19 protein-coding genes are annotated in these 21,120 nt (G+C 33.4%); 9 read left to right on the top strand and 10 right to left on the bottom strand.

Going from position 1 to position 21,120, the window contains the following annotated elements:
• The first annotated feature begins 37 nt into the window (after positions 1-37).
• Entirely contained in the window at positions 38-493 is a 456-nt protein-coding gene (gene coaD, locus V6246_RS16730) for a pantetheine-phosphate adenylyltransferase (protein ID WP_042499954.1), read from the top strand.
• Between the two features lie 22 nt (positions 494-515).
• Positions 516-2,042, top strand: a complete 1,527-nt coding sequence (locus V6246_RS16725) for a phospholipase D family protein (RefSeq protein WP_341561631.1) — start codon at positions 516-518, stop codon at positions 2,040-2,042.
• Between the two features lie 112 nt (positions 2,043-2,154).
• Here the strand turns inward: V6246_RS16725 and V6246_RS16720 are convergent, their stop codons facing one another.
• Together V6246_RS16720 and V6246_RS16715 are read right to left on the bottom strand one after the other, a co-directional pair.
• Positions 2,155-4,050, bottom strand: coding sequence for a SulP family inorganic anion transporter (locus V6246_RS16720; protein WP_341561630.1), 1,896 nt, complete (start codon positions 4,048-4,050; stop codon positions 2,155-2,157).
• 106 nt (positions 4,051-4,156) lie between these two features.
• A complete protein-coding gene (locus V6246_RS16715) occupies positions 4,157-4,522 on the bottom strand; it encodes a hypothetical protein (RefSeq protein ID WP_341561629.1) in 366 nt (121 codons plus the stop codon).
• A 235-nt stretch (positions 4,523-4,757) separates the two neighbouring features.
• Here V6246_RS16715 and V6246_RS16710 point away from each other — a divergent pair, with 235 nt between their 5' ends.
• The 7 genes from V6246_RS16710 to V6246_RS16680 all read left to right on the top strand — a co-directional run bounded on the left by V6246_RS16710 (position 4,758) and on the right by V6246_RS16680 (position 9,655).
• Positions 4,758-5,321 carry a TetR/AcrR family transcriptional regulator gene (locus V6246_RS16710; RefSeq protein WP_341561628.1) on the top strand — a complete coding sequence of 188 codons (564 nt, stop codon included), beginning with the start codon at positions 4,758-4,760 and terminating at the stop codon, positions 5,319-5,321.
• 77 nt (positions 5,322-5,398) lie between these two features.
• Positions 5,399-5,947, top strand: a complete 549-nt coding sequence (locus V6246_RS16705; RefSeq protein ID WP_042499949.1) for a carboxymuconolactone decarboxylase family protein — start codon at positions 5,399-5,401, stop codon at positions 5,945-5,947.
• A gap of 84 nt (positions 5,948-6,031) precedes the next feature.
• Entirely contained in the window at positions 6,032-6,340 is a 309-nt protein-coding gene (locus V6246_RS16700) for an EthD family reductase (protein WP_341561627.1), read from the top strand.
• Between the two features lie 50 nt (positions 6,341-6,390).
• Positions 6,391-7,056, top strand: coding sequence for a peroxiredoxin-like family protein (locus tag V6246_RS16695; protein ID WP_341561626.1), 666 nt, complete (start codon positions 6,391-6,393; stop codon positions 7,054-7,056).
• Between the two features lie 49 nt (positions 7,057-7,105).
• Complete coding sequence (locus V6246_RS16690; RefSeq protein WP_341561625.1) at positions 7,106-7,795, top strand: haloacid dehalogenase type II; 690 nt, start codon at positions 7,106-7,108, stop codon at positions 7,793-7,795.
• A 56-nt stretch (positions 7,796-7,851) separates the two neighbouring features.
• Positions 7,852-8,517 (top strand): DsbA family oxidoreductase, encoded by a 666-nt coding sequence (locus tag V6246_RS16685; protein ID WP_341561624.1) that lies wholly within the window; start codon positions 7,852-7,854, stop codon positions 8,515-8,517.
• 178 nt (positions 8,518-8,695) lie between these two features.
• A complete protein-coding gene (locus tag V6246_RS16680; RefSeq protein ID WP_341561623.1) occupies positions 8,696-9,655 on the top strand; it encodes a tRNA dihydrouridine synthase in 960 nt (319 codons plus the stop codon).
• Between the two features lie 42 nt (positions 9,656-9,697).
• Here V6246_RS16680 and V6246_RS16675 read toward each other — a convergent pair whose 3' ends face one another.
• From V6246_RS16675 to V6246_RS16640, 8 genes are all read right to left on the bottom strand, one after another.
• Positions 9,698-10,039 carry a DUF190 domain-containing protein gene (locus V6246_RS16675; RefSeq protein ID WP_341561622.1) on the bottom strand — a complete coding sequence of 114 codons (342 nt, stop codon included), beginning with the start codon at positions 10,037-10,039 and terminating at the stop codon, positions 9,698-9,700.
• Positions 10,036-11,340: a voltage-gated chloride channel family protein gene (locus V6246_RS16670; protein ID WP_341561621.1), complete on the bottom strand. Its 1,305-nt coding sequence runs from the start codon at positions 11,338-11,340 to the stop codon at positions 10,036-10,038. The genes V6246_RS16675 and V6246_RS16670 overlap by 4 nt, the downstream gene beginning before the upstream one ends.
• A gap of 380 nt (positions 11,341-11,720) precedes the next feature.
• Positions 11,721-14,714 (bottom strand): protein translocase subunit SecDF, encoded by a 2,994-nt coding sequence (gene secDF, locus V6246_RS16665; RefSeq protein ID WP_341561620.1) that lies wholly within the window; start codon positions 14,712-14,714, stop codon positions 11,721-11,723.
• Positions 14,715-14,882: 168 nt separating this feature from the next.
• Complete coding sequence (locus V6246_RS16660; protein ID WP_341561619.1) at positions 14,883-15,491, bottom strand: hypothetical protein; 609 nt, start codon at positions 15,489-15,491, stop codon at positions 14,883-14,885.
• Positions 15,492-15,564: 73 nt separating this feature from the next.
• Entirely contained in the window at positions 15,565-16,491 is a 927-nt protein-coding gene (gene mdh, locus V6246_RS16655; RefSeq protein ID WP_341561618.1) for a malate dehydrogenase, read from the bottom strand.
• A gap of 528 nt (positions 16,492-17,019) precedes the next feature.
• A complete protein-coding gene (locus tag V6246_RS16650) occupies positions 17,020-19,566 on the bottom strand; it encodes a TonB-dependent receptor plug domain-containing protein (protein WP_341561617.1) in 2,547 nt (848 codons plus the stop codon).
• Positions 19,553-20,467, bottom strand: coding sequence for a FecR family protein (locus V6246_RS16645; RefSeq protein ID WP_341561616.1), 915 nt, complete (start codon positions 20,465-20,467; stop codon positions 19,553-19,555). Before V6246_RS16645 ends, V6246_RS16650 begins: the two co-directional genes overlap by 14 nt.
• Before the next feature lie 55 nt (positions 20,468-20,522).
• A complete protein-coding gene (locus tag V6246_RS16640) occupies positions 20,523-21,044 on the bottom strand; it encodes an RNA polymerase sigma factor (RefSeq protein WP_341561615.1) in 522 nt (173 codons plus the stop codon).
• Between the last annotated feature and the right edge of the window lie 76 nt (positions 21,045-21,120).

The following is a 21,120-nucleotide window of genomic DNA, read 5'->3' as shown; positions in this document are numbered from 1 at the left end:
ACATTTCCTATAATTTCTTAGGAAGAAAACCAACTTAATGAAACGAGCTATTTTTCCAGGATCATTCGACCCGATAACTTTAGGACACTACGATATTATAAAACGTGGCGTTACACTTTTTGATGAAATTATTGTGGCCATCGGCGTTAATGCCGACAAAAAATATATGTTTACTCTAGAAGAAAGAAAAGCATTTATTGAAAATACCTTTGCAGACGAACCTAAAGTAAAAGTGGTGACTTACGAAGGTTTAACGGTACATTTTTGCCAAGAAATTGGTGTCGAATTTATTTTACGTGGGCTGAGAAATCCAGCAGATTTCGAATTCGAAAAAGCCATTGCGCATACCAATAGAGACCTTGCGCCTATTGAAACTGTTTTCCTTTTAACCGCTGCAAAAACATCATACATTGCCTCATCTATTGTTCGAGATGTTATTAGAAATAATGGTGATTACACCAAATTAGTTCCCGACACAGTGCGTATTAAATAACGCTTTACAAAATCTATTTTCTTTGAAATTCCGAATTTATTATATCTTAATATGTTTCACTTTAGCGTCTTGTAAAGACCATAACACCGCAACTATTATCACAGATTTTTGTTCAAATATACATCGTGACGATAGTTTTACACTATCTACTGCTCTCGAAGATGTAGCACCTTTAATGGAGGATAAAACAGGTGTTTATGTTTTAGAAGATGGTAGTGGTTCTATGGTAGCTCGAGCATGGTTAACCGAGTATGCCGAAAAAACAATAGATATACAATACTTTATATTCTCTACCGATAACATCGGTCTAATTGCCTGCGATTACTTGGTACGCGCTGCAGATCGTGGTGTTAAAGTCCGAATTTTAGTAGATGACATTATGGTTGATGCTGAAATTGAAGATATTTTAACCTTTAACTCACATGAGAATATTTCGGTTAAAATCTATAATCCAGGTATTAATTTAGGTAAAAACATTTTTCAGAAGATAGGAAAACTATCAACCGATTTTAAAGGTGCCAACCAGCGTATGCACAATAAAACCTTTATTGTAGATAATAAAGTGGTTATTACTGGCGGTAGAAACATAGCCAATGAATATTTTGATTACGACCACGAATACAATTTTAGAGATCGTGATATTCTTTTATTAGGGAAAGAAGCGAAAAATGTAAAATCATCTTTTGAAATGTTTTGGAATAGTGAACTAAGCCAAGATGTAACTACAATAATTAAAAGCGATACTGAAAAACTATATTCGGAAACCACTTTTGATAAACTACACGAATATGCTTGCAACCCAGAAAACTTCTGGCCGCAAGTGCGCGAACGTATTGAAAACCTTCCGGAAACATTTAACAACATCAAAAACTCCAAAGACTTTGTTTGGCTAGACGATGTTCATTTTATTTCCGATTTACCCGGAAAAAACGATGAAGCTTATAACTTATCTGCAGGTGGACTTTCTACCGATGCTTTAATAGATTTAGTTAAAAAAGCAGAAACCTCTATAGATATACAAACGCCGTATTTAATCACTTCCGATCTTAGTCGAAGTTTGTTTAAAAAAGCCGTAGACCGTGGTGTTAGCGTTCGTATTTTAACTAACAGCCTCGCTTCTACAGATAATGTTGAAGCATTTAGTAGTTACCAAACCGATCGAAAAAAACTACTTGAAACAGGTGTTCGTGTTTTTGAGTTTCGTCCAGATGCAGAAGAACGATCGAACATAATGACTGGGGAATTACAAGAAAAACTAGACTACAAACCAACCTTTGGTCTGCATGCCAAATCGATGGTTATTGATAATAAAACTACTGTTATTGGTACGTTTAACCTAGACCCAAGAAGTGCTAATTTAAATACAGAATGCATCGTAATTGTTGATTCTGAAAAAATATCTAAAGGTGTTTTAAAAGGTATGGAAATCGAATTTAAACCCGAAAACTCTTGGGAAACAACTTTAGATTTCAATCCAGATTCTGAAGTTAGCAACTACAAACGCTTAAAAACTTGGACTCGTAAAATTCTTCCGAAGGCTATTTTATAAATACTAATCTCAGAAAATTTGGCATAAAAAAAACAACTTTTAATTTTCTAGAGACAGACCGAAACGGTTAGAATATAAAAAACTAAAAGCTGCTTAATTTATAATACTTAATCTAAAATTTATATTCCCCTAATGCTTTTGGAAAAGCTTCAGGATTTGCCGCTAAATGATAACGCGGATCGTCTATATCTTCTACTATAACTTCTCTAAACTTAGGATTCGATTTATATAATAGAAGTTTACAATCGTCACTTAAATGTTTCAGTTTAATAGATTTTCCTTCAGCTTTATATTTTTCAACTAAATTAAAAATAGCTTCTATTGCCGAATGATCACTAACACGAGATTCGATAAAGTCAATCTCAACTTGTTCTGGGTCTGTTTTAACATCAAACTTATCATTAAACGCTTGTATAGAACCAAAAAATAATGGCCCCCAAATTTCGTAGGTTTTTACCTTTCCATCTTCAGAAACACGCTTTCTAGCTCTAATTTTCTTAGCATTTTCCCAAGCAAAAACTAAAGCAGAAATAATAACTCCAACAAAAACAGCAATTGCCAAATCGAAGAATACCGTTACTGCCGAAACAATGATTAATACAAAAGCATCGGACTTTGGTATTTTTTTCATGATTCTAAAACTAGACCATGCAAAGGTTTCAATAACCATCATGAACATTACACCAACTAAGGCTGCAATTGGCACTTGCTCTATATATTTATCTGCAAATAGAATAAAAGTTAATAAGGTTAACGCCATCATGATACCAGACAAGCGTCCTCTACCACCTGCATTGACATTTATAACGGTTTGACCAATCATACCGCAACCACCAGTTCCTCCAAACAATCCACTAAGGATGTTTCCTGTTCCTTGTGCTACACATTCTCTATTTCCATCACCTCTAGTTTCTGTTAATTCATCAACTAAATTCATAGTCATTAGAGTTTCAATCAATCCTACAGAAGCCGCTAAAAAGGCATAAGGCGCAATAAACTTTAAGGTATCTAAATTAAAAGGTAAGTTACTCCATAGCTCAACTAGATTTAGGTTTTTAGATAATTCATCGAAACCATTTAATCCGGCTCCACCACCATCTCTAATAAACTCACCGACATTTATGGATTCAATACCCCCAAAAACAGCAATTAAAGTCACTATTAAAATAGCTGTTAAAGCTGCAGGAATTTTAGTGGTTAATTTTGGTAAACCCCAAACAATTAGCATGGTTAACAACACAAGACCAATCATTATATAAAGTGTACTACCTTGTAATCTCGATTTTACAACACCACTATCTTTTACAGAATAAAAACCATTATCGGTTATATTAAAGACCACTTTTTTGGTTTTAGCATCGAAAACCTGATTATCGGTCATGATATAAACCTCTTCGCCTGTGTTAACATTTACAACCGATTTATCTTTTATAGAAAACAACTCGATGTTAGAAACTAAATCTGTAACAGCGCCATCTTTTATATTATACACCAATTCTTTAGATTCGGTTTTACGCATGTTTTGCCCAAAAATATCTTTTGTATTTTCAGTAAACATACCCAATTGCGCCATAAAAATAACAATAGCCAAACCGTTAACAAACCCCAGCATTACAGGGTGTGGAATTAACCTCACAAACTTACCAAGCTTAAAAACACCTGCTAAAATTTGAATAACGCCCATTAAAACAACGGCAGCTAGTAAGTAAAAATACCCCATGTTTTCTACGGGCTGATCGAATAAAAGGCCTTTAGCATGCCCTTCTTGAATCATGTGTACAAAAATGACAGCTACGGCTCCGGCTGCACCAGAAATAAGACCTGGTCTACCACCGAATATAGCAGAAATAATACCTATTACAAACGCTCCAAAGAGTGCTACTATTGGGCTAATTTGCGCCACAAAAGCAAAGGCTACAACTTCGGGGATCATTGCAAGTGATGTTGTTATACCTGCTAAAACATCATCTTTAGCATTAGGGATGATCTTCCTTATAAATTCTGTCATGGTTTATTTTTTGGAGGTGCAAATTTACGTTTTATATACGGACAGACAAGTAGAAGGCTTATAATTTAAGCCACTCACAACTAAAACGTTTGAGGAAATAAAAAAACTACTCCTTTTTCAAATAAGCCAAAGCTTCTTCGCGGCTATTAAAAATTTTAACGGTGTCTCGAACATCGCTATTAATATGCATAAGCATTTCGGTAGACATTAAAGCTCCTGTTGTCGAAGTTACAACTGCCGTAGTTTTTATTCCCTTTAACTTTCCTATAATTTTTTGAGCTTCGAAGGTGTAAGTGTAAGCGTGTTTTTTATTTACTAGTAAAGAGAACGGTGCATCGAGATTTGTAAGTAAAAAATCGTGATACTCATCAATATTTAACTCATCCATTATCACACCTTCGCTAATAACGACTTCCGCCAAGTTTGGGGAGAGTATAGTTACACTCCCAAAAGATAGTTTGTAAACTTTCATTTCTTATTGCAATGCAAGTGTTAAACAAACTTTTACAAAAGCAAGCTTAACTGTTAGGGTTTATTTGCCTTTGTAAGATAATACTTTTTTATTAATTTTTATTTTTTCATAGAGACAACCTAAAGGCTTTTATCATATTGAGATAAAACACGTGTTTTTAATGAATTAATAAAAATTTGTTAAATATTTTTTTATTACTAACCGATTGTTTAGTTTTGTATCGTACTTAGAAATAATGGCAAGAAAAAAAGAATATAACGAAGAGGAAGTAGTTGAGAAAGCTATGCGTCTATTTTGGCAAAATGGCTACGAGTCTACATCTATGCAAATGCTTGAGAAAGAAATGGGCATTAACAAGTTCTCGATATATTCTAGTTTTGGAAATAAACATGGTCTTTTTATTGAAAGCATCAAATGCTATAAAAGTAAAATCCGTGAGATGTTTGAAAACTTCAAGAATGCCTCTAATGGTATTGAAGATATTAAACAATTTTTCTACGATTCTGTTAGTTCTAGTTTTAAAAGCGACCAACAAAAAGGTTGTTTGGTAACCAACACGTACAATGAATTTTCGGAAACCGAAGATTTAATTATAAAAGAAGAAATGACTTCTTTTATGGATAATTTAAAAGCATTATTTATAGAAAAGCTTAAAATGGATGCCTCTAAAGATGAAGACACCGTATTAAAACAAGCTAATTATTTAGTACTCGCTAAGCATGGTTTAGCAGCCGCGGCAAGGGTAAACAGCAAGAAAGAAATTGAAGATTATATAGAATTGACGTTTAAAAACCTCTAATCATTTTTTTTACACTATAACTAAACGAATGTTTAGTTATCTTAAACAATTATTAAATTAAAAAGAAAACAAACATTATGACAACATTAAAAATTCACAACATCGAAAGTGCACCTGCAGAAAGCAAACCATTATTAGAAAACTCTCAAAAAGCTTATGGAATGATTCCTGGTTTACACGGTGTATTAGCTGCATCTCCACAAATTCTTAAAGCATACCAACAATTACATGAGTTATTTGTTAGCTCGTCTTTCAACGAGAATGAATTAACTGTAGTATGGCAAACCATTAACGTAGAGCATGCATGTCACTACTGTGTACCTGCACACACAGGAATTGCAAAAATGATGAAAGTTGACGATTCTATTACTGAAGCGTTACGTAACGAAACACCTCTTGCAGATTCTAAATTAGAAGCACTTCGTACTATGACATTATCTATAGTTCGTAACCGTGGTAATGTATCTCAAGCAGATCTAGAAGCTTTTTACGCTGCTGGATATGGTGAGCAACAAGTTTTAGACATCATTTTAGGACTGTCTCAAAAAGTAATTAGCAACTATACAAATCACATCGCAAACACACCTGTTGATGATGCTTTTAAAAGTTTTGCTTGGAAAAAATAAAAATGTAGTCCCCTAAAACTACAATTTAATAGCTGTAAGCCTTCCTCCTATAAAGAGGAAGGTTTATTAATAAAAAAATAAGACATGATTAAAATAACAGTAATGTACCCGAATACTGCCGATTTAAAATTCGACAAACCATATTACATTAAACAACACGGTCAATTATTAATCGATTTATTAGGCGATGCCATTATAGCTTCCGATGTTAATTTCGGACTAGCCGGAGCAACTCCAGACCAACCCGCTCCTTATGTGGTTATTGCTAATTTAGTATTTAAATCTATGGAAACGTTCCAACAATCTTTCGGCGCTAATGCAGAAGCGATTTTGGCAGATCTTCCTAATTTTACAAATGTAAAACCACAAGTTCAAATTAGTGAAGTGGTTTAATTGTTCTTAATAAATAAGAAGTTACACTAACAGAGTTAATACGTATAGAAATGGAAACAAATAAAAATAAAGGAGAATTAGATGCCTTATTAGACGTGCAACGTAAAGCAGGTATCGCAAAATTCACTAAAGAAAAAAATCAAATTTATGCCGATGGTATTACTAACGTAGTAAACTCTGGCATACTAGACAAAGCATTAAATGTTGGAGATAAAGCACCAAATTTCACATTAAACAACGCTTTAAACCAACCTGTTTCCCTATACAACACATTAGAAAATGGTCCTGTAGTTTTAACTTGGTACCGCGGTGGTTGGTGTCCTTACTGCAATATCACTTTACATCATTTACAAGAACACTTTCCCGAGTTTAAAAAAGCCGGCGCAACGCTTTTAGCTTTAACTCCCGAATTGCCTGATAACTCGTTAAACACTTCAGAAAAAAACAATTTAGAATTTACCGTTTTAAGTGATATTGGTAATACCGTTGGAAAAACATATGGGGTTGTATTCGAACTTACTAAAGAAGTTGCTTCTATCTACCAAGAAGGATTTGGTTTAAACCAAAAAAACGGAGATAATAGTAATGAATTACCTCTAGCTGCGACTTATGTTATTGATAAAAAGGGCGTAATTCAATATGCCTTTTTAGATGCCGATTATAAAGAAAGAGCTGAATCGAAAGAAATAGTATCTGCATTAAACAAGTTAAAGTAAAACCTCGCTAAAAACTATTAGTTTTATTTTTCAACAAAAACATATCATAATGGAAACTAAGCAAAAACCTAAAGTACTATTTTTTGACGTTAACGAAACACTTTTAGATCTTACTAAAATGAAACGGTTAGTTGGAGATGCCTTAGGCGGAAACGAAGACTTGTTACCTTTATGGTTTACCACCATGTTACAATATTCGTTAGTTGTTTCGGCTAGCGGTCAATACAAACCTTTTGGACACATTGGTGCTGCCGCTTTACAGATGGTAGCAGCCAATCATGATATTAAAATTTCTGAAGATGAAGCTCGTAAAACCATTATATCTGGTTTACGAGATCTACCTGCTCATCCAGAAGTAAAAGATGCTTTATTAGCATTAAAACAAGCCGGCTATACTTTAGTTGCTTTAACAAACTCTTCGGAAGAAGGTCTGGCTAAGCAATTTGAAAGCGCCGGATTAACAAGTTATTTCGATGCACAATTAAGTATTGAAGGTGCTGGTAAATTTAAACCCTTTACAGATACTTATACTTGGGCAGCAAACCAACTGAACGTAAAACCTGAAGACTGCATGCTAATTGCAGCACATGGTTGGGATGTTGCTGGTGCACTTTGGGCCGGATGGCGCGCTGCTTTTGTGAGCAGACCAGGACAACAAACGTTTCCGCTTGCTCCAAAATCTGAAATTGAATTACCCGATTTAAAACAAGTAGCAGATATTCTTGTTACTTATAAATAGGTTTAAAAACCCCAACTAAACATTGGTAATAATAAACCACAAAATTAGATAGTAAAATGAAAGAAAAACTTAAAATAGATATCGTATCAGATGTTGTATGCCCATGGTGCACCGTTGGATACAAACGTTTAGAAAAAGCGATAAAAGAATTAGGGGTTGAAGATCAAGTAGAGATTGAGTGGCAACCTTTTGAATTAAACCCGAACATGCCAGCTGAAGGCCAGGATTTACACGAGCATATTGCTGAAAAATATGGTTCTACAGATGAGCAACAAAACGAATCGAAACAACGTATGGTAGAAGCTGGTGAAGAACTTGGTTTTACTTTCGATTATTTCGATGGTATGCGTATGTCTAATACCTTTGAAGCTCATATTTTATTAGAATATGCAAAATATTTTGGTAAACAAACCGAATTAAAAATGACGCTTACTAAAGCCTTTTTTACAGACCATAAAGATGTTTCTAAACGTGATGTTTTAAAACAAGCTTTATTAGATGTTGGTTTAGATGCTGAAGAAGGTTTATCAAAATTAGATAATGAAGATATTCGTTCTGAAGTAAAAACCAAAGAAAGTTATTGGCAACAATTGGGTGTAAGCTCTGTTCCTACTGTTGTTTTCAACAGAAAAAGTGCCGTAACTGGAGCACAACCTGTAGATACTTTTAAACAAGTATTAACCGAATTATTACAAGCTCAGAATGCACCTGTTTCCGAATAGGTTCTTTTTTAGCTTTCAAAATAAAACATTAAATTCTAACGCGTTTATAAGCCATGGTTTTAAATAAATCATGGATTACTAACGCGTTTTTTATTTGTGATATTTGAGTCAAAATCATTAAAAATCTTTCTACCAAGCCATAAAAGATATAACTATCTTTGCGCTTCATAAAACACAAATGGCTTTTACTTTACTTTCCTCTCCATTACAGGGGTTTACAGACTTTAGATTTCGTAATGCTTTCCATCATTATTTTGGAGGTATCGATACCTTTTATTCACCATACATTAGGTTAAATGGTAAGTTTAAAATTAAAAGCTCTTATCAAAACGATTTGCTTCTAGAGAACAATAACACCTTAGAAGTAATTCCGCAAATTATAACCAACGATGCCGAAGAGTTTTTATTTGTTGCCAAATATGTACAAAGCTTAGGTTACAAAGAATTGAATTGGAATTTAGGTTGCCCATACCCTATGGTTGCTAAATCTGGAATGGGTTCTGGTTTAATTTGCAATCCTGAGAAAATTGATAATATTTTAGAACGTGCACATAAAGAAACTGATATTTTAGTATCTATGAAAATGCGTATGGGTTACGATCATGCTGAAGAAATTTTAGACGTATTTCCTATTTTAGATCAATATCCGCTTAAAAACATAGCTATTCATGCACGTATTGGAAAGCAGCTCTATAAAGGTCCTGTAGATTTAGAGGCCTTTGAACGCTGTATTACAAGCACCAAACATAAACTCTATTACAATGGTGATATTACTAGTGTTGAAGCCTTTAAAAGTATACAAACCCGTTTCCCTAGTTTAGATCATTTTATGATTGGTCGTGGCTTAATTGCCGATCCGTTTTTACCACAAATGATAAAAGACGATACTACGGAATATCCTAAAGACCGTTGGGATATTTTTGAAGAATTCCATAATACCATTTATAATCAATACGACGAATATCTTTCTGGACCAACACCTATAAAAATGAAAATGTTAGGCTTCTGGGAATTCTTTTCACAGTCTTTTTCAAATCAACAGAAAACATATAAAGCTATAAAAAAGGCAACCAATCCTTTTAAATACAAACAAGCTGTTAGTATGATTTTAGCTAATGAACGTAAGTTAAAAGGCTAAATAATATTTAAAGCATACTTTGAAGTTTTACTATGAAAGGAATTATTTAATTAACACTTCATCCTTAACCATAACAACTTTAGTGTCTTGAAGAAATGCTTTTTGCTCATCTAGAAATTGGTTTATTTTAATTTCAGAATCTACTATTTCAATAAGGTGTGGATGTTTACTATGGCGAATTTCACTTATTCCCCAATTTACTTTTTGGTTATTTAAATACCCCTTGCTTACATTAAGGTGTAATACTTGTTCCAGTCCGAAGGCTTTTGCTCGTTTTATAAGTTCGGTTGAAAAATCGGAGGCATACATTTTTTTCCAAAACGACTGATTTTTTATTTTCTGACCATACTCAAAATAAATACGTATCGTAATTATATCTCTCATTTCTTAGTTCGTTTTTTATTTATTTCAGATAAAGAAAGTCCTTTTTCACCTTTAAACAATTTGTGTTTCGGGCTACCAATAATTTGAGAAGCATACACTCCTGAATGCCCCGAAAACAAATATGCGGTAGAACAAGCCAAGGCTATAAAAACACCAGATTCTATTCCAAAAAGTTCAATCCCCATAATAGTACAGGCAATTGGTGTGTTGGTTGCGCCTGCAAAAACAGCGACAAATCCCATACCGGCAAGTAAAGCCATAGGTAACGGAATAAACCAAATAAGCACATTTCCTAAGGCTGCACCTATAAAAAACAAAGGGGTGACTTCGCCTCCTTTAAAACCTGCTCCAAGTGTGAAAGACGTAAATAAAAGCTTTAACAGAAAATCGTAAGAATTCAGGTTAACATCAAAAGCCTCTACAATAGTAGGAATACCAAGACCTATATATTTTGTTGTGCCCATAAAATAAATAGCAATAGCCAATATAGCACCACCTATTACCGGCCTTAGTGGAGGATACTTTATGTACTTACCAAAAAGATTGCTCCAAAAATGAGTCGATTTAGAAAACAGCATTGCTACAAGTCCGAAAATAATACCAGCCAATAAGCACCATAATAAATTTACAGGCGTCATTTCTGCCACGGTATTAATATGATAATGGGTGTGGGATACATTCCAAATTTCACAGAAATAATTTGCAAAAACCGCTGCCATAAAACTTGGTATAATAGCATCTAATCGCAATCTTCCCAATACCAAAACTTCCAATGCAAAAATACCACCTGCCAATGGTGTTCCAAAAACAGAAGCAAAACCTGCACTAATACCGGCAATTAAAACAATTTTCCGATCGCGTTTAGATAGTTTTAAAACTTTTGTAAATCTATCGGCAATGGCACCACCTATTTGTACCGCTGTACCTTCTCGTCCGGCAGAACCACCAAAAAAGTGTGTAATAATAGTACCAAATAATACGAGAGGTACCATTCTAAATGGAATTACTTTTTTAGGTGAATGAAATTCTTCTAACAGTAAATTATTTCCCTTCACCACACTACTTCCGTAATAATGATAAGATAAACCAATGACCAAGCCACCAACAGGTAATAAGGATATAACCCATAAATGAGATTCTCGCCAATTTGTGGCCCACTCTAAACTTAATAGAAAAAAAGCAGAAACACTACCTGCTAAAACACCAAGTGCTAAACAGATTAAAACCCATTTTAGGAGATATAGCAAAGAGGGAATTTGTTCAAATGAGAATAAAAAATCTTTAATTTCGTTTTTTTTCATAGTGCTTTAAATGTATGATTCTACAGAGACATAAGCCTTTTAATGTAGATATCATTAGCTCTAAGCAGAACCGTTACAAGCAAACCTCATTGCCAAATTTGAAATGCAAATATAAATAAAAAAACGTTTTACGTTGTGCCATATCTAGTATTGCTAATTAGCAGATGTTAATATTGTTTATAAAAGCCAATAACCCTAGCAAACACGTGCGTTAGGGATTGAACGGCCTATTTGAGCTCTTTTTGTGTGGTTGCACCTATGCAACACAAAAAAGCGAGTAGTGAAAGCTCGACCCTTTTCGGGTAACGCCCAAACCCTTTAAAATATAAAAAGCCCGCCAACTTACGCTGACGGGCTTTTATTAAAAAAAAGAGTTTGAGTTAGTCTTCTTCTTTCTTTTTTCCTTCTAATTTATTTACAGTATCATACATTACTGGTGTTGCTATAAAAAGTGACGAGTATGTACCTACTATTACACCTACTATTAAGGCGAACATGAAACCTCTAATAGAATCTCCACCGAAGATAAAGATTGCTAATAACACTACTAATGTTGTTAAAGAGGTATTTAATGTACGGCTTAATGTACTGCTTAATGATGCATTTACAACGCGATCGAATTTCCATCCTGTGTGCTCGTTGAAGAACTCACGAACTCTATCGAATACTACCACGGTATCATTTAATGAATATCCAATTACGGTTAATATTGCTGCTATAAACGCTTGATCGATTTCCATTGAGAATGGCATGAATTTGTACGTTAAAGAGAATACACCTAATACGATTAATACATCGTGGAATACTGCTGCTACTGCACCAAGTGAGTATTGCCATTTTTTAAATCTGATTAAGATATAAAGGAATACTACGATTAATGATCCTAAAACTGCCCAGAATGATTCTTGTTTGATATCATCGGCAATAGTTGGACTTACTTTATCGGTTTTTAATAAACCTACTGTTTTTGTATCAGCATCGCTAATAAACTCCTCGTAAGTAAGACCTTCGAAATACGGTTGTAACGCTGTATAAAGGGTTTTACGAATTTGCTCATCTACTTCAGATCCTGTTTCTTCTACTAAATATTTTGTAGTAATTTTAACTTGGTTAGCATCTCCAAATATTTTAGCGTTTGCACTACCAAATACATCTGGGCTAGAAAGTACACCTGTAATTTCTGAAGCACTAACATCGTGATTAAAACGAACTTGGTACGTTCTACCTCCAACAAAATCAACACCTTGATCTAAACTGTTTGTAAATAAAGATCCTAAACTTACTACGATAAAAGCTCCTGAAATGATATAAGCAATTTTACGTTTCGATAAGAAATCGATACGGATATCACGGAATAAGTTTTTAGTGATTGGTGTAGAGAATGCTAAGTTTCCGCCACGGTTAGAATACCAGTCTATTAGTAAACGTGTGATGAAAATTGCAGTAAATAATGATGTACCAATACCAATGATTAAAGTAGTTGCGAAACCTTTAATTGGTCCTGTACCAAATATAAATAAGATTAATGCTGTTAAACCTGTAGTAATGTTGGCATCTAAGATTGAAGATAAAGCATTGCTAAATCCATCTTGAATCGCTTCTTTTTGACCTTTACCTTTGGCAAGTTCTTCTCGAATACGCTCAAAGACCAGTACGTTTGCATCTACCGACATACCAATTGTTAATACAATACCGGCAATACCAGGTAATGTTAATACAGCGCCTAATCCTGAAAGGATACCGAAGATTAAAAGAATGTTTAATGCCATCGCAACATCTGCAAATGCACCAGCTTTACCGTAGTAAAATACCATCCATACTAATACTAATGCTAAAGCAATCATGAACGACATTTTACCGCTATCGATAGCTTCTTGACCTAAAGATGGTCCAACAACTTCACTTTGAATAATATCTGCAGAAGCAGGTAATTTACCAGCACGTAATACGTTTGCTAAATCGATTGCTTCGTTTAAGCTAAAATCTCCAGAGATTGAAGAGCTACCACCTGCAATTGGTCCGGTTGTTACACCTGGAGCAGAATATACAACGTTATCTAAAACGATAGCAATTTGGCTACCTTGTGTATATGCATTACCAGTCATTTCTTCCCAGATTTTAGCTCCTTTAGCATTCATTTGCATTGAAACCTCAGATTTCCCTGTTGCTCCAAATTGATTTCTAGCATCTGTTACTACAGCACCACTTAATTCTGGTTCGTTTTCTCTGTTTCCTTTTAAAGCGTATAAGTCTAATAACTCACTTCCTTTTTTAGGTTTACCGAATACAAATTTTGCGTAACGTTGCTCTGCTGGAAGTAAAGCACGTACTTGAGACATACTTAAGTAGTTCTCGATAGTTTCTTTATCTTTTGCTTCAAATTGAGCAATAATTGGTCCACCTTGGTAACCTTGACCTCTAATTAAATCGAATATTGGGTTAACTGTAGATACTGTAGTAGAATCTGTTTCTGCTTCACCTAAAAGATCGTCGATTGCAGAATCTTGTGCATCTTCAGTATCTTGTGGCTCTTGCTCTGCAGTTTCTGTTTTTGGAGAAACTACATCTTTTAATACTTCGTTAGCTTGCGCTAAAAACGGGAAAAACTGCTCACCTTTATAAGCATCCCAAAATTCTAATTGAGCTGTACTTTGTAATAATTTAATAGCACGCTCTTTATCTTTTACACCTGGTAACTCTACTAAAATACGACCAGAAGTTCCGATACGTTGGATAGTTGGTTGTGTTACTCCAAACTCATCGATACGTTTACGTAAAACCTCGAATGCTGAAACTACAGACTCATCAATTTTAGTTGAAATAATGGCTTTAACCTCATCATCCGTCATGTTACCACTAATTTCACCATCTAATGCTTTTGTGTAAAAAATATCTGGTGAAGCTAATTTAGTATCGCCTTTAATTTTATCGAAAGCGATGAAGAAATCTTCTAAATATGTGTTCTGACTGTTTTTTTGAATTTCAGCAGCATCATCTAAAGCTTTGTTGAATACAGGATCTTTAGTATGGTTAGCCAATCCTTTCAAGATATCTCTAATAGATATTTGAAGTGTAGCACTAATACCACCTTTTAAGTCTAAACCTAAATTCATGGCTTTTTGTTTCACTTCGTTGTAAGTGAATTTTGCGATACCCATATTAAATACGGTATCTGTAGCGATAGCCTCTAAATAAGCAGTCTCTTCGGCGCTACGTTTTGCACGGTAACCTTCTTCGGTATCGTCAATTTTACTGATCGCAATCTCTTCGGCTGCGTTTTCAATTTGTTTCGCTTTAAACGTGAATGATAATTGGTAGATACTTACCAAACCAAACAAAAGCGCAAATAATTTTACTAATCCTTTATTTTGCATTGTTGTAATTTTAGTGTGTGTCAAAACTTTTTCGACGCGCAAATATATTATTTACGGCCAATATTTGACACTTTTTAGGTTGAAATTGATTGTGTTTGAAATTTTTAATGAAATATGATAAGTCTTTACTATGCACTAAAGCATATAAAACCTAACGAACCCATTGATTTAGCAAGTTGGTCCTGCCCTGCCTTCGGGTATTTTATGAAGATTATTTTCGGTAGAAATTGAAATGTTTCTACGCACTTTATAAGCTGTTTTAATGGTATTATTTTCTAACGAAATATTTACAACTTCTATAAAGAAGAAAACATTTGGATCTGAGAAACGATCGCTTTTAGTATCCGTAGTTAATACACACTTACCATCGAGATCCCAACTAGATGTATTTGCATTCTGAATTTCGAAAACATCGAGATTATATGCAATATTTGGTATTTGGGTAGGTAATTCTGTTTTTCTATTGTTTTTACTGAAAGTTTTATTGTCTAAATCTTTAGCAAAAGTTTTTTTAATACTAGCAACATCGGCATCACTGTAGTAGGTGATTTTTAATTTTCCTTGAGCCGTTTGCTGTACTTTTATTTGATTTGCACCAAGCGCTTGTAGTTGCTGCTTTACGTGTGCTACCGCTGTTTGAGCTTCATTTGAAGTAACCTCAACATGATTAAACTCTAATACAATTTCCTGATTAGGTACATTGAATTCCTGCTGAGAAATAACAGCCAAGAAACTCAAAATAAAAATTATAGCACCTATGTACCTTTTTAATTGCATGCGGCAAATATAAAAAAATAAAGGCTGTATTGCTACAGCCTCTATATATTTATGTAAATTAATGATTGTAAGACTATAAATCTAATAAACCATTAGTTTTTGTTACACCTTCTGCACTAGCTTGTACATGTGCTTTTTCAGCATCACTTAAAGGAATATTAACAATACTTTCAATACCGTCTTTACCTAAAATTACAGGTACACCAATACAAATATCGTTTAATCCGTATTCACCTTCTAAATAAGTTGAACATGGGAACATTTTCTTTTGATCGCAAGCAATAGCTTGAACCATACCGCTTACAGCAGCACCTGGCGCATACCAAGCAGAAGTTCCTAATAAACCAGTAAGGGTTGCTCCACCTACTTTAGTATCTGCAGCAACTTTTTCCAAACGCTCAGCACTTAAAAACTCTGAAACTTTAATAGAATTTCTTGTTGCGTGAGATATTAATGGCACCATACCAGTATCACTATGACCACCAATTACCATACCGTCTACATCACTAATAGGAGCTTCTAAAGCTTCTGCTAATCTGTATTTAAAACGAGCTGAATCCAAAGCACCACCCATACCAATAATTCTATTCTTTGGTAAGCTAGTTGTTTTGTGTACTAAATATGTCATAGTATCCATTGGGTTACTCACAACAATAATAATTGTATTTGGAGAGTGCTCAATTAAACTAGAAGATACTGTTTTTACAATTCCTGCATTAATTCCAATTAACTCTTCACGAGTCATTCCTGGCTTACGAGGAATACCAGAAGTAATTACACAAACATTACTATCTGCTGTTTTACTATAATCGTTAGTTACTCCAGTGATTTTAGTATCAAAACCGTTTAATGATGCGGTTTGCATTAAATCCATGGCCTTTCCTTCAGCATAGCCTTCTTTGATGTCTAACAAAACGACTTCTGATGCGAAATTTTTAATTGCAATATATTCTGCGCAACTTGCGCCTACTGCTCCTGCTCCTACTACAGTTACTTTCATAAGTTTAATTTTAATAAAATTATTATAATATTTAGTCGACAAAACCCTTAAAAAACAGAATTCCGGTCAAGCAAATTTACGAATTTATCTTCTATTTCTTTAACAAGAACGCATATAAATACCTTACTTTTTGAAATAAAAAAAGTGCAGAATGATTTCTGCACTTTTTTAACAACTAACTAAACTAAACTAAATAAAACTAAACTTTTCTTTCACTAAACTCAATTCAAAACCTTTTAAAAAGATCTATAAATGAGTGATATTATTTTTAAAATTAAGCCAAAACTGACTTAATTGAAATTTACTCTTTATGGCTAAAATTGACAGCATAAATATTCTTTAAATTATGACTATTAAAATTCAATTAAACTCAAAATTTTATTCCTTTTTGCAAGAATAACACATTTTTACGCTAAAGTTTTTATAATCACTGTCTTAGCTGAAGCAAAGATACACTTATTTTTACATTACGCAACATTTAAGCGGTAAAAAATGTATTTAATCGAATATATTATGTTTTTTATCGGATTAAAAATTGAATCTAAGACTTAAATTAGGAGTTGAATCAAGGGATTTGTTATCTATTTGAATAGCACTATTAGAGTCTTCTGGGTTAACTTCATAATACCTATTTATAACATTTTGCGTGCCTATTACATTAAATACACCTGCTCTTAAAGCGCCATGCACAGTTTCTGTAACTCGGAATGTATAATTTACGGAAGCATCTAATCTTATAAAATCATCAAGATTAGAACTGTTTGGATCACTATAATTAACCAAAACATCATTTCCATCCCTAACCGTCTCATCTCCTTCAACAGGTTTGGTGTACGGCTGGCCTGAACGCCACATACCACCAACAGATAGTTCTAACTGCTTTAAAACACTATAATTTACAGCTAGTGATACCGAATGCCGTATATCTACATTATTAGGAAATACAGAAGGACTAAAACTTTTAAATTTATAATTATTTTGACTGTAAGTATAACTAAGCCAAGTACTATACTTATTGGCTGTTTTATTAATTAAAAACTCAGCACCTTTTGCCGTATAGTTTCCCGTAGCGTTAACAAACTGAAAATTATTATAAAACCCTTGGTTTGAAGCCGTAATACCATCAACTTGTTTATAGAAGCCTTCAATATCCATTAACCAGTTATTTTTATTAAACTCGAAACCTAAAGACACTTGTTTACTTTCAGATATTGGAATATCATTTTCGTTAGCCAAAATCCATCTTCTATTTTCAACACCTAAAAAATCGTCCTGAAAATCAATAATTTGATTTGCAGATTGATTTTTAAATTCGCCTTGAAGTTTAAATGCTATTTGTTGTGATAGTTTTTGCCTAAAATTTAATCGCGGCTCAATAATGAGTTTATTAAATTTCTGAAAATAATTCCCTCTTACACCTATTCGTAAATACGTCTTATTTTTATTAAATTCAATTTCACTAAACAAGGCATGATTTAGAAGAACATCTTTTTTAGTTTTCTCATAAGATGGTGCACTTACCGTGGTTTCATTTAGAATACCAATTTCACTAAATTGATAACCGTTTAAAAAGTGCAAATATTTATTGATTTTATACTTTGTATTCAGCTTAAAACCGGTTTCTAATACTTCGTTTGCTTGAGTAAGCTGTTGGTTCGTTTCAATTCTATTATCTGTAGCGTCTACATTGTAGTTTGAATAAAAAACAGAGGTTTCTGTCGTGAACCTATCATTCCAGGTAGCATTCCAACTTCCACCAAAACCAATATTATCTTGCTGTAAATTACTGGTTTTAGAATTTACATTATCATCATTATCTGTATATACCTCTGTATAATCTAAATTATTATTAATACCAATTACGTTTGCACGAAACTGATGATTTTCATTTAAATCGAACAATAATTTTGCCGTATAATCGTAAAAGAAAAAATCTGAACTTCGGTTACCTTCACTTATGTTATCACTATTAGTTGTTAACTCACTATCCTGAAAACTACGTTCAAAATAATTATCATAAGTTGGTGAATTAAAAACATCGGTAAACGAGCGTCTACCAGAAACATGCAAAGCCAACTTTTCACTAATAGGTATTTCTAAAAACACATCGGCATGCATTAAATTAGCTCCAAAACCTCCAGAAAATGTATTGTTTATTTCATTTTTAGTAGACATATTAATGGTACTAGAAACACCATCACTAAACTCACTTGGCGTTCCATTTTTAGTAACCACGACTTGATTTGTTAAATATGGATTGTAAGCAGATATTAAACCAAAAAAGTGTCCTGAATGATACATTTTAATACCATCCCAAAGTATTAAATTCTGGTCGTTTGTACCACCACGCACATTAATATTGGCAATACTTTCATTTACGCTTTCTACACCAGGTAATGCCTGTATAGACTGCAACACATCCGGATCTGTTAATCCTGGTAAAACTCCAAATTTAGCCGTATTTAAAACCGTACTTCCATCAATACGTTTCTGCAAACCTGTTGTTAAAAACTTAGATATTAATATTTTATTAAGCGCTTGGTTTTCTTCTTCCATAATTATGGTTTTACAAAAACCATCTATAGATCTCAATTCACTAGCTTTAAAGGTTAAAGATTTAAACCCTAAAAAACGAATTTCTATAGTTTCATTAATGGGAATATTACTTAACTGAAATCGACCTTCTATATCCGTAATAACACCTTTGGATCTATTATTAATTACCACGGAAGCTCCAAGCAAAGGCAACTGCTCTACGTTATCCATTAAAATACCACAAATCGCAATAGTTTTCTCGATGGTAGAAATGGTAATATACCGCTCACTAAGTAATTTGAAATTTAAACTGGTAGTCGCATTTAACCTGTTTATTATAAATTGAAGAGATTCTGAATCCATAATAGCTTCAACAAAAACCTGATCCACATCTGTTACCGAATACGAAAACTTAACATCAAATCTGGTTTCAATTTCCGGAATAACATCTATTAACGGCTTCTTATCTTGAAATTGAAATCCGAAAGAAAAGAAACCACTGAATAAAATTAAAACGACACAAACTTTAGTTAGATTCATAGTTATAAAACTCAACGTTTTTCCCCGTTATAGCGTAACTCAATTTAAGTGGAATAGTTACAGATTGAAGCGCAATGTTTTTATCAGCGTGTGTAAAAGTTCCAGAAAACATTTGTTCTGTATCGATTTTATTAGCATCGATAACAATATCATACTGAACTTCCAGCTCGTTTATCACTTGCCACAGCGGCACCTCACTAAAACTAGATTCTTTAGCCAACCAAGCTGGATTTTCAGTATTAAAAGGCTTAACCTCTATAAATTTTCCATTAACAACCCTAACAGATTTTCCTGGAGTTAAAATGGTTTTATTATTTTTATGTGTAACACTTACAGAACCTTCGTAGCATTGTACTTCAAAATAATTATCGCGTTCCTTAACATTAAATTGCGTTCCTAAAACCTGAATACTTCCAGCATCGGTATTTACAGTAAATTTCTCTCCTTTTGTTACTTTAAAAAAAGCTTCACCTTTTAGGGTTAAACTTCTATTTTGTTTCCATTCTTTTTTATTGAAGGCTAACTCCGATTGTGCATTCAGTATCACTTCAGAATTATCGGGTAATTGCAGGGTTTCGGTTTGAGCAATTTCAGTTGAATAAGATGCGGTATTATTAAAAAACAAAAAGTAAGATGATGTTAATAGCACAACCAATACAGCAGCAACCTTCATAAACGTTTTAAAGTTTAAAGGAATAACCTTGGTCTCTTCTTTTTTAAATGATCTTTTCTTAAAATCTGCCAGAGCTTGTTCTGCATCTATTTTTGGCACTTCAATCTGCTTAGAATAGAAGCCCATTTTTTCTAGAGTTGAAAAATCTTCCGAAGGATATTTGTTCTTAATATCTTCCAAAGACATTTCACCTTCAAACCATTTTAATATGTCGTTTTCTTTATTCATCTTTTACGCTATACAACTATAAGACACCTTATTATTTATTTACCCTATTAAAAAATCAAATTTTTAAGTCTTCAATTTTACTCCTTAATATTTTTAAAGCTGCCGACATTCGTTTTTCAACTGTTTTTTGAGATATATCTAGCAATTCGGCTATCTCTCTATATTTTTTATCTTCTATTCTATTCAATAAAAAAACCTCGCGTTGTTCCGGGCTTAAGTTCTCGATAACCAACATAAGTTTTTGCTTAAACTCATCTTCTTCCATTAAATATTCTGGGTTCAAATTGGTTTCATCTAAATATGGCGATTCTTTTGCATAATTTAGCACCACCTTTTGGTGTCGAATAGTATTTAAAAATAAATTATTAACCGTGGTAAACAGATACGTTTTAGCTTTAGAAAAATCTATTTTAGAACAATTTTCCCAAATTTTAGCAAATGCATCTTGTACATAATCTAAAGATGCATCACCATCTCCACACTTATAAAAGGCAAAATTACTTGCGGCCTGAATATGTTTTGTGTAAAAGGTGTTGAAATGAGATTCTTCGCAAAGTTTATGCTTGGGGCTATTCATAAAGTTTATACAAATTGATATGCGGTAAAAATATAACAAAAAAACCAACAACAATACACGCTGGCAAACAGCAACT

The sequence above is a fragment of the Algibacter sp. TI.3.09 genome, assembly GCF_038154905.1.
Classification (GTDB): Bacteria; Bacteroidota; Bacteroidia; order Flavobacteriales; family Flavobacteriaceae; genus Algibacter.
The sequence above is the reverse complement of the archived record's forward strand: the minus strand, read 5'-3'. Positions and strand labels throughout refer to the sequence as shown.

Coding starts and splice junctions, on each gene's coding strand:
- coaD (WP_042499954.1), top strand. CDS start 38: ATGAAACGAGCTATTTTTCCAGGATCATTCGACCCGATAACTTTAGGA.
- V6246_RS16720 (WP_341561630.1), bottom strand. CDS start 4,050: ATGACAGAATTTATAAGGAAGATCATCCCTAATGCTAAAGATGATGTT.
- V6246_RS16715 (WP_341561629.1), bottom strand. CDS start 4,522: ATGAAAGTTTACAAACTATCTTTTGGGAGTGTAACTATACTCTCCCCA.
- V6246_RS16710 (WP_341561628.1), top strand. CDS start 4,758: ATGGCAAGAAAAAAAGAATATAACGAAGAGGAAGTAGTTGAGAAAGCT.
- V6246_RS16705 (WP_042499949.1), top strand. CDS start 5,399: ATGACAACATTAAAAATTCACAACATCGAAAGTGCACCTGCAGAAAGC.
- V6246_RS16700 (WP_341561627.1), top strand. CDS start 6,032: ATGATTAAAATAACAGTAATGTACCCGAATACTGCCGATTTAAAATTC.
- V6246_RS16695 (WP_341561626.1), top strand. CDS start 6,391: ATGGAAACAAATAAAAATAAAGGAGAATTAGATGCCTTATTAGACGTG.
- V6246_RS16690 (WP_341561625.1), top strand. CDS start 7,106: ATGGAAACTAAGCAAAAACCTAAAGTACTATTTTTTGACGTTAACGAA.
- V6246_RS16685 (WP_341561624.1), top strand. CDS start 7,852: ATGAAAGAAAAACTTAAAATAGATATCGTATCAGATGTTGTATGCCCA.
- V6246_RS16680 (WP_341561623.1), top strand. CDS start 8,696: ATGGCTTTTACTTTACTTTCCTCTCCATTACAGGGGTTTACAGACTTT.
- V6246_RS16675 (WP_341561622.1), bottom strand. CDS start 10,039: ATGAGAGATATAATTACGATACGTATTTATTTTGAGTATGGTCAGAAA.
- V6246_RS16670 (WP_341561621.1), bottom strand. CDS start 11,340: ATGAAAAAAAACGAAATTAAAGATTTTTTATTCTCATTTGAACAAATT.
- secDF (WP_341561620.1), bottom strand. CDS start 14,714: ATGCAAAATAAAGGATTAGTAAAATTATTTGCGCTTTTGTTTGGTTTG.
- V6246_RS16660 (WP_341561619.1), bottom strand. CDS start 15,491: ATGCAATTAAAAAGGTACATAGGTGCTATAATTTTTATTTTGAGTTTC.
- mdh (WP_341561618.1), bottom strand. CDS start 16,491: ATGAAAGTAACTGTAGTAGGAGCAGGAGCAGTAGGCGCAAGTTGCGCA.
- V6246_RS16650 (WP_341561617.1), bottom strand. CDS start 19,566: ATGAATCTAACTAAAGTTTGTGTCGTTTTAATTTTATTCAGTGGTTTC.
- V6246_RS16645 (WP_341561616.1), bottom strand. CDS start 20,467: ATGAATAAAGAAAACGACATATTAAAATGGTTTGAAGGTGAAATGTCT.
- V6246_RS16640 (WP_341561615.1), bottom strand. CDS start 21,044: ATGAATAGCCCCAAGCATAAACTTTGCGAAGAATCTCATTTCAACACC.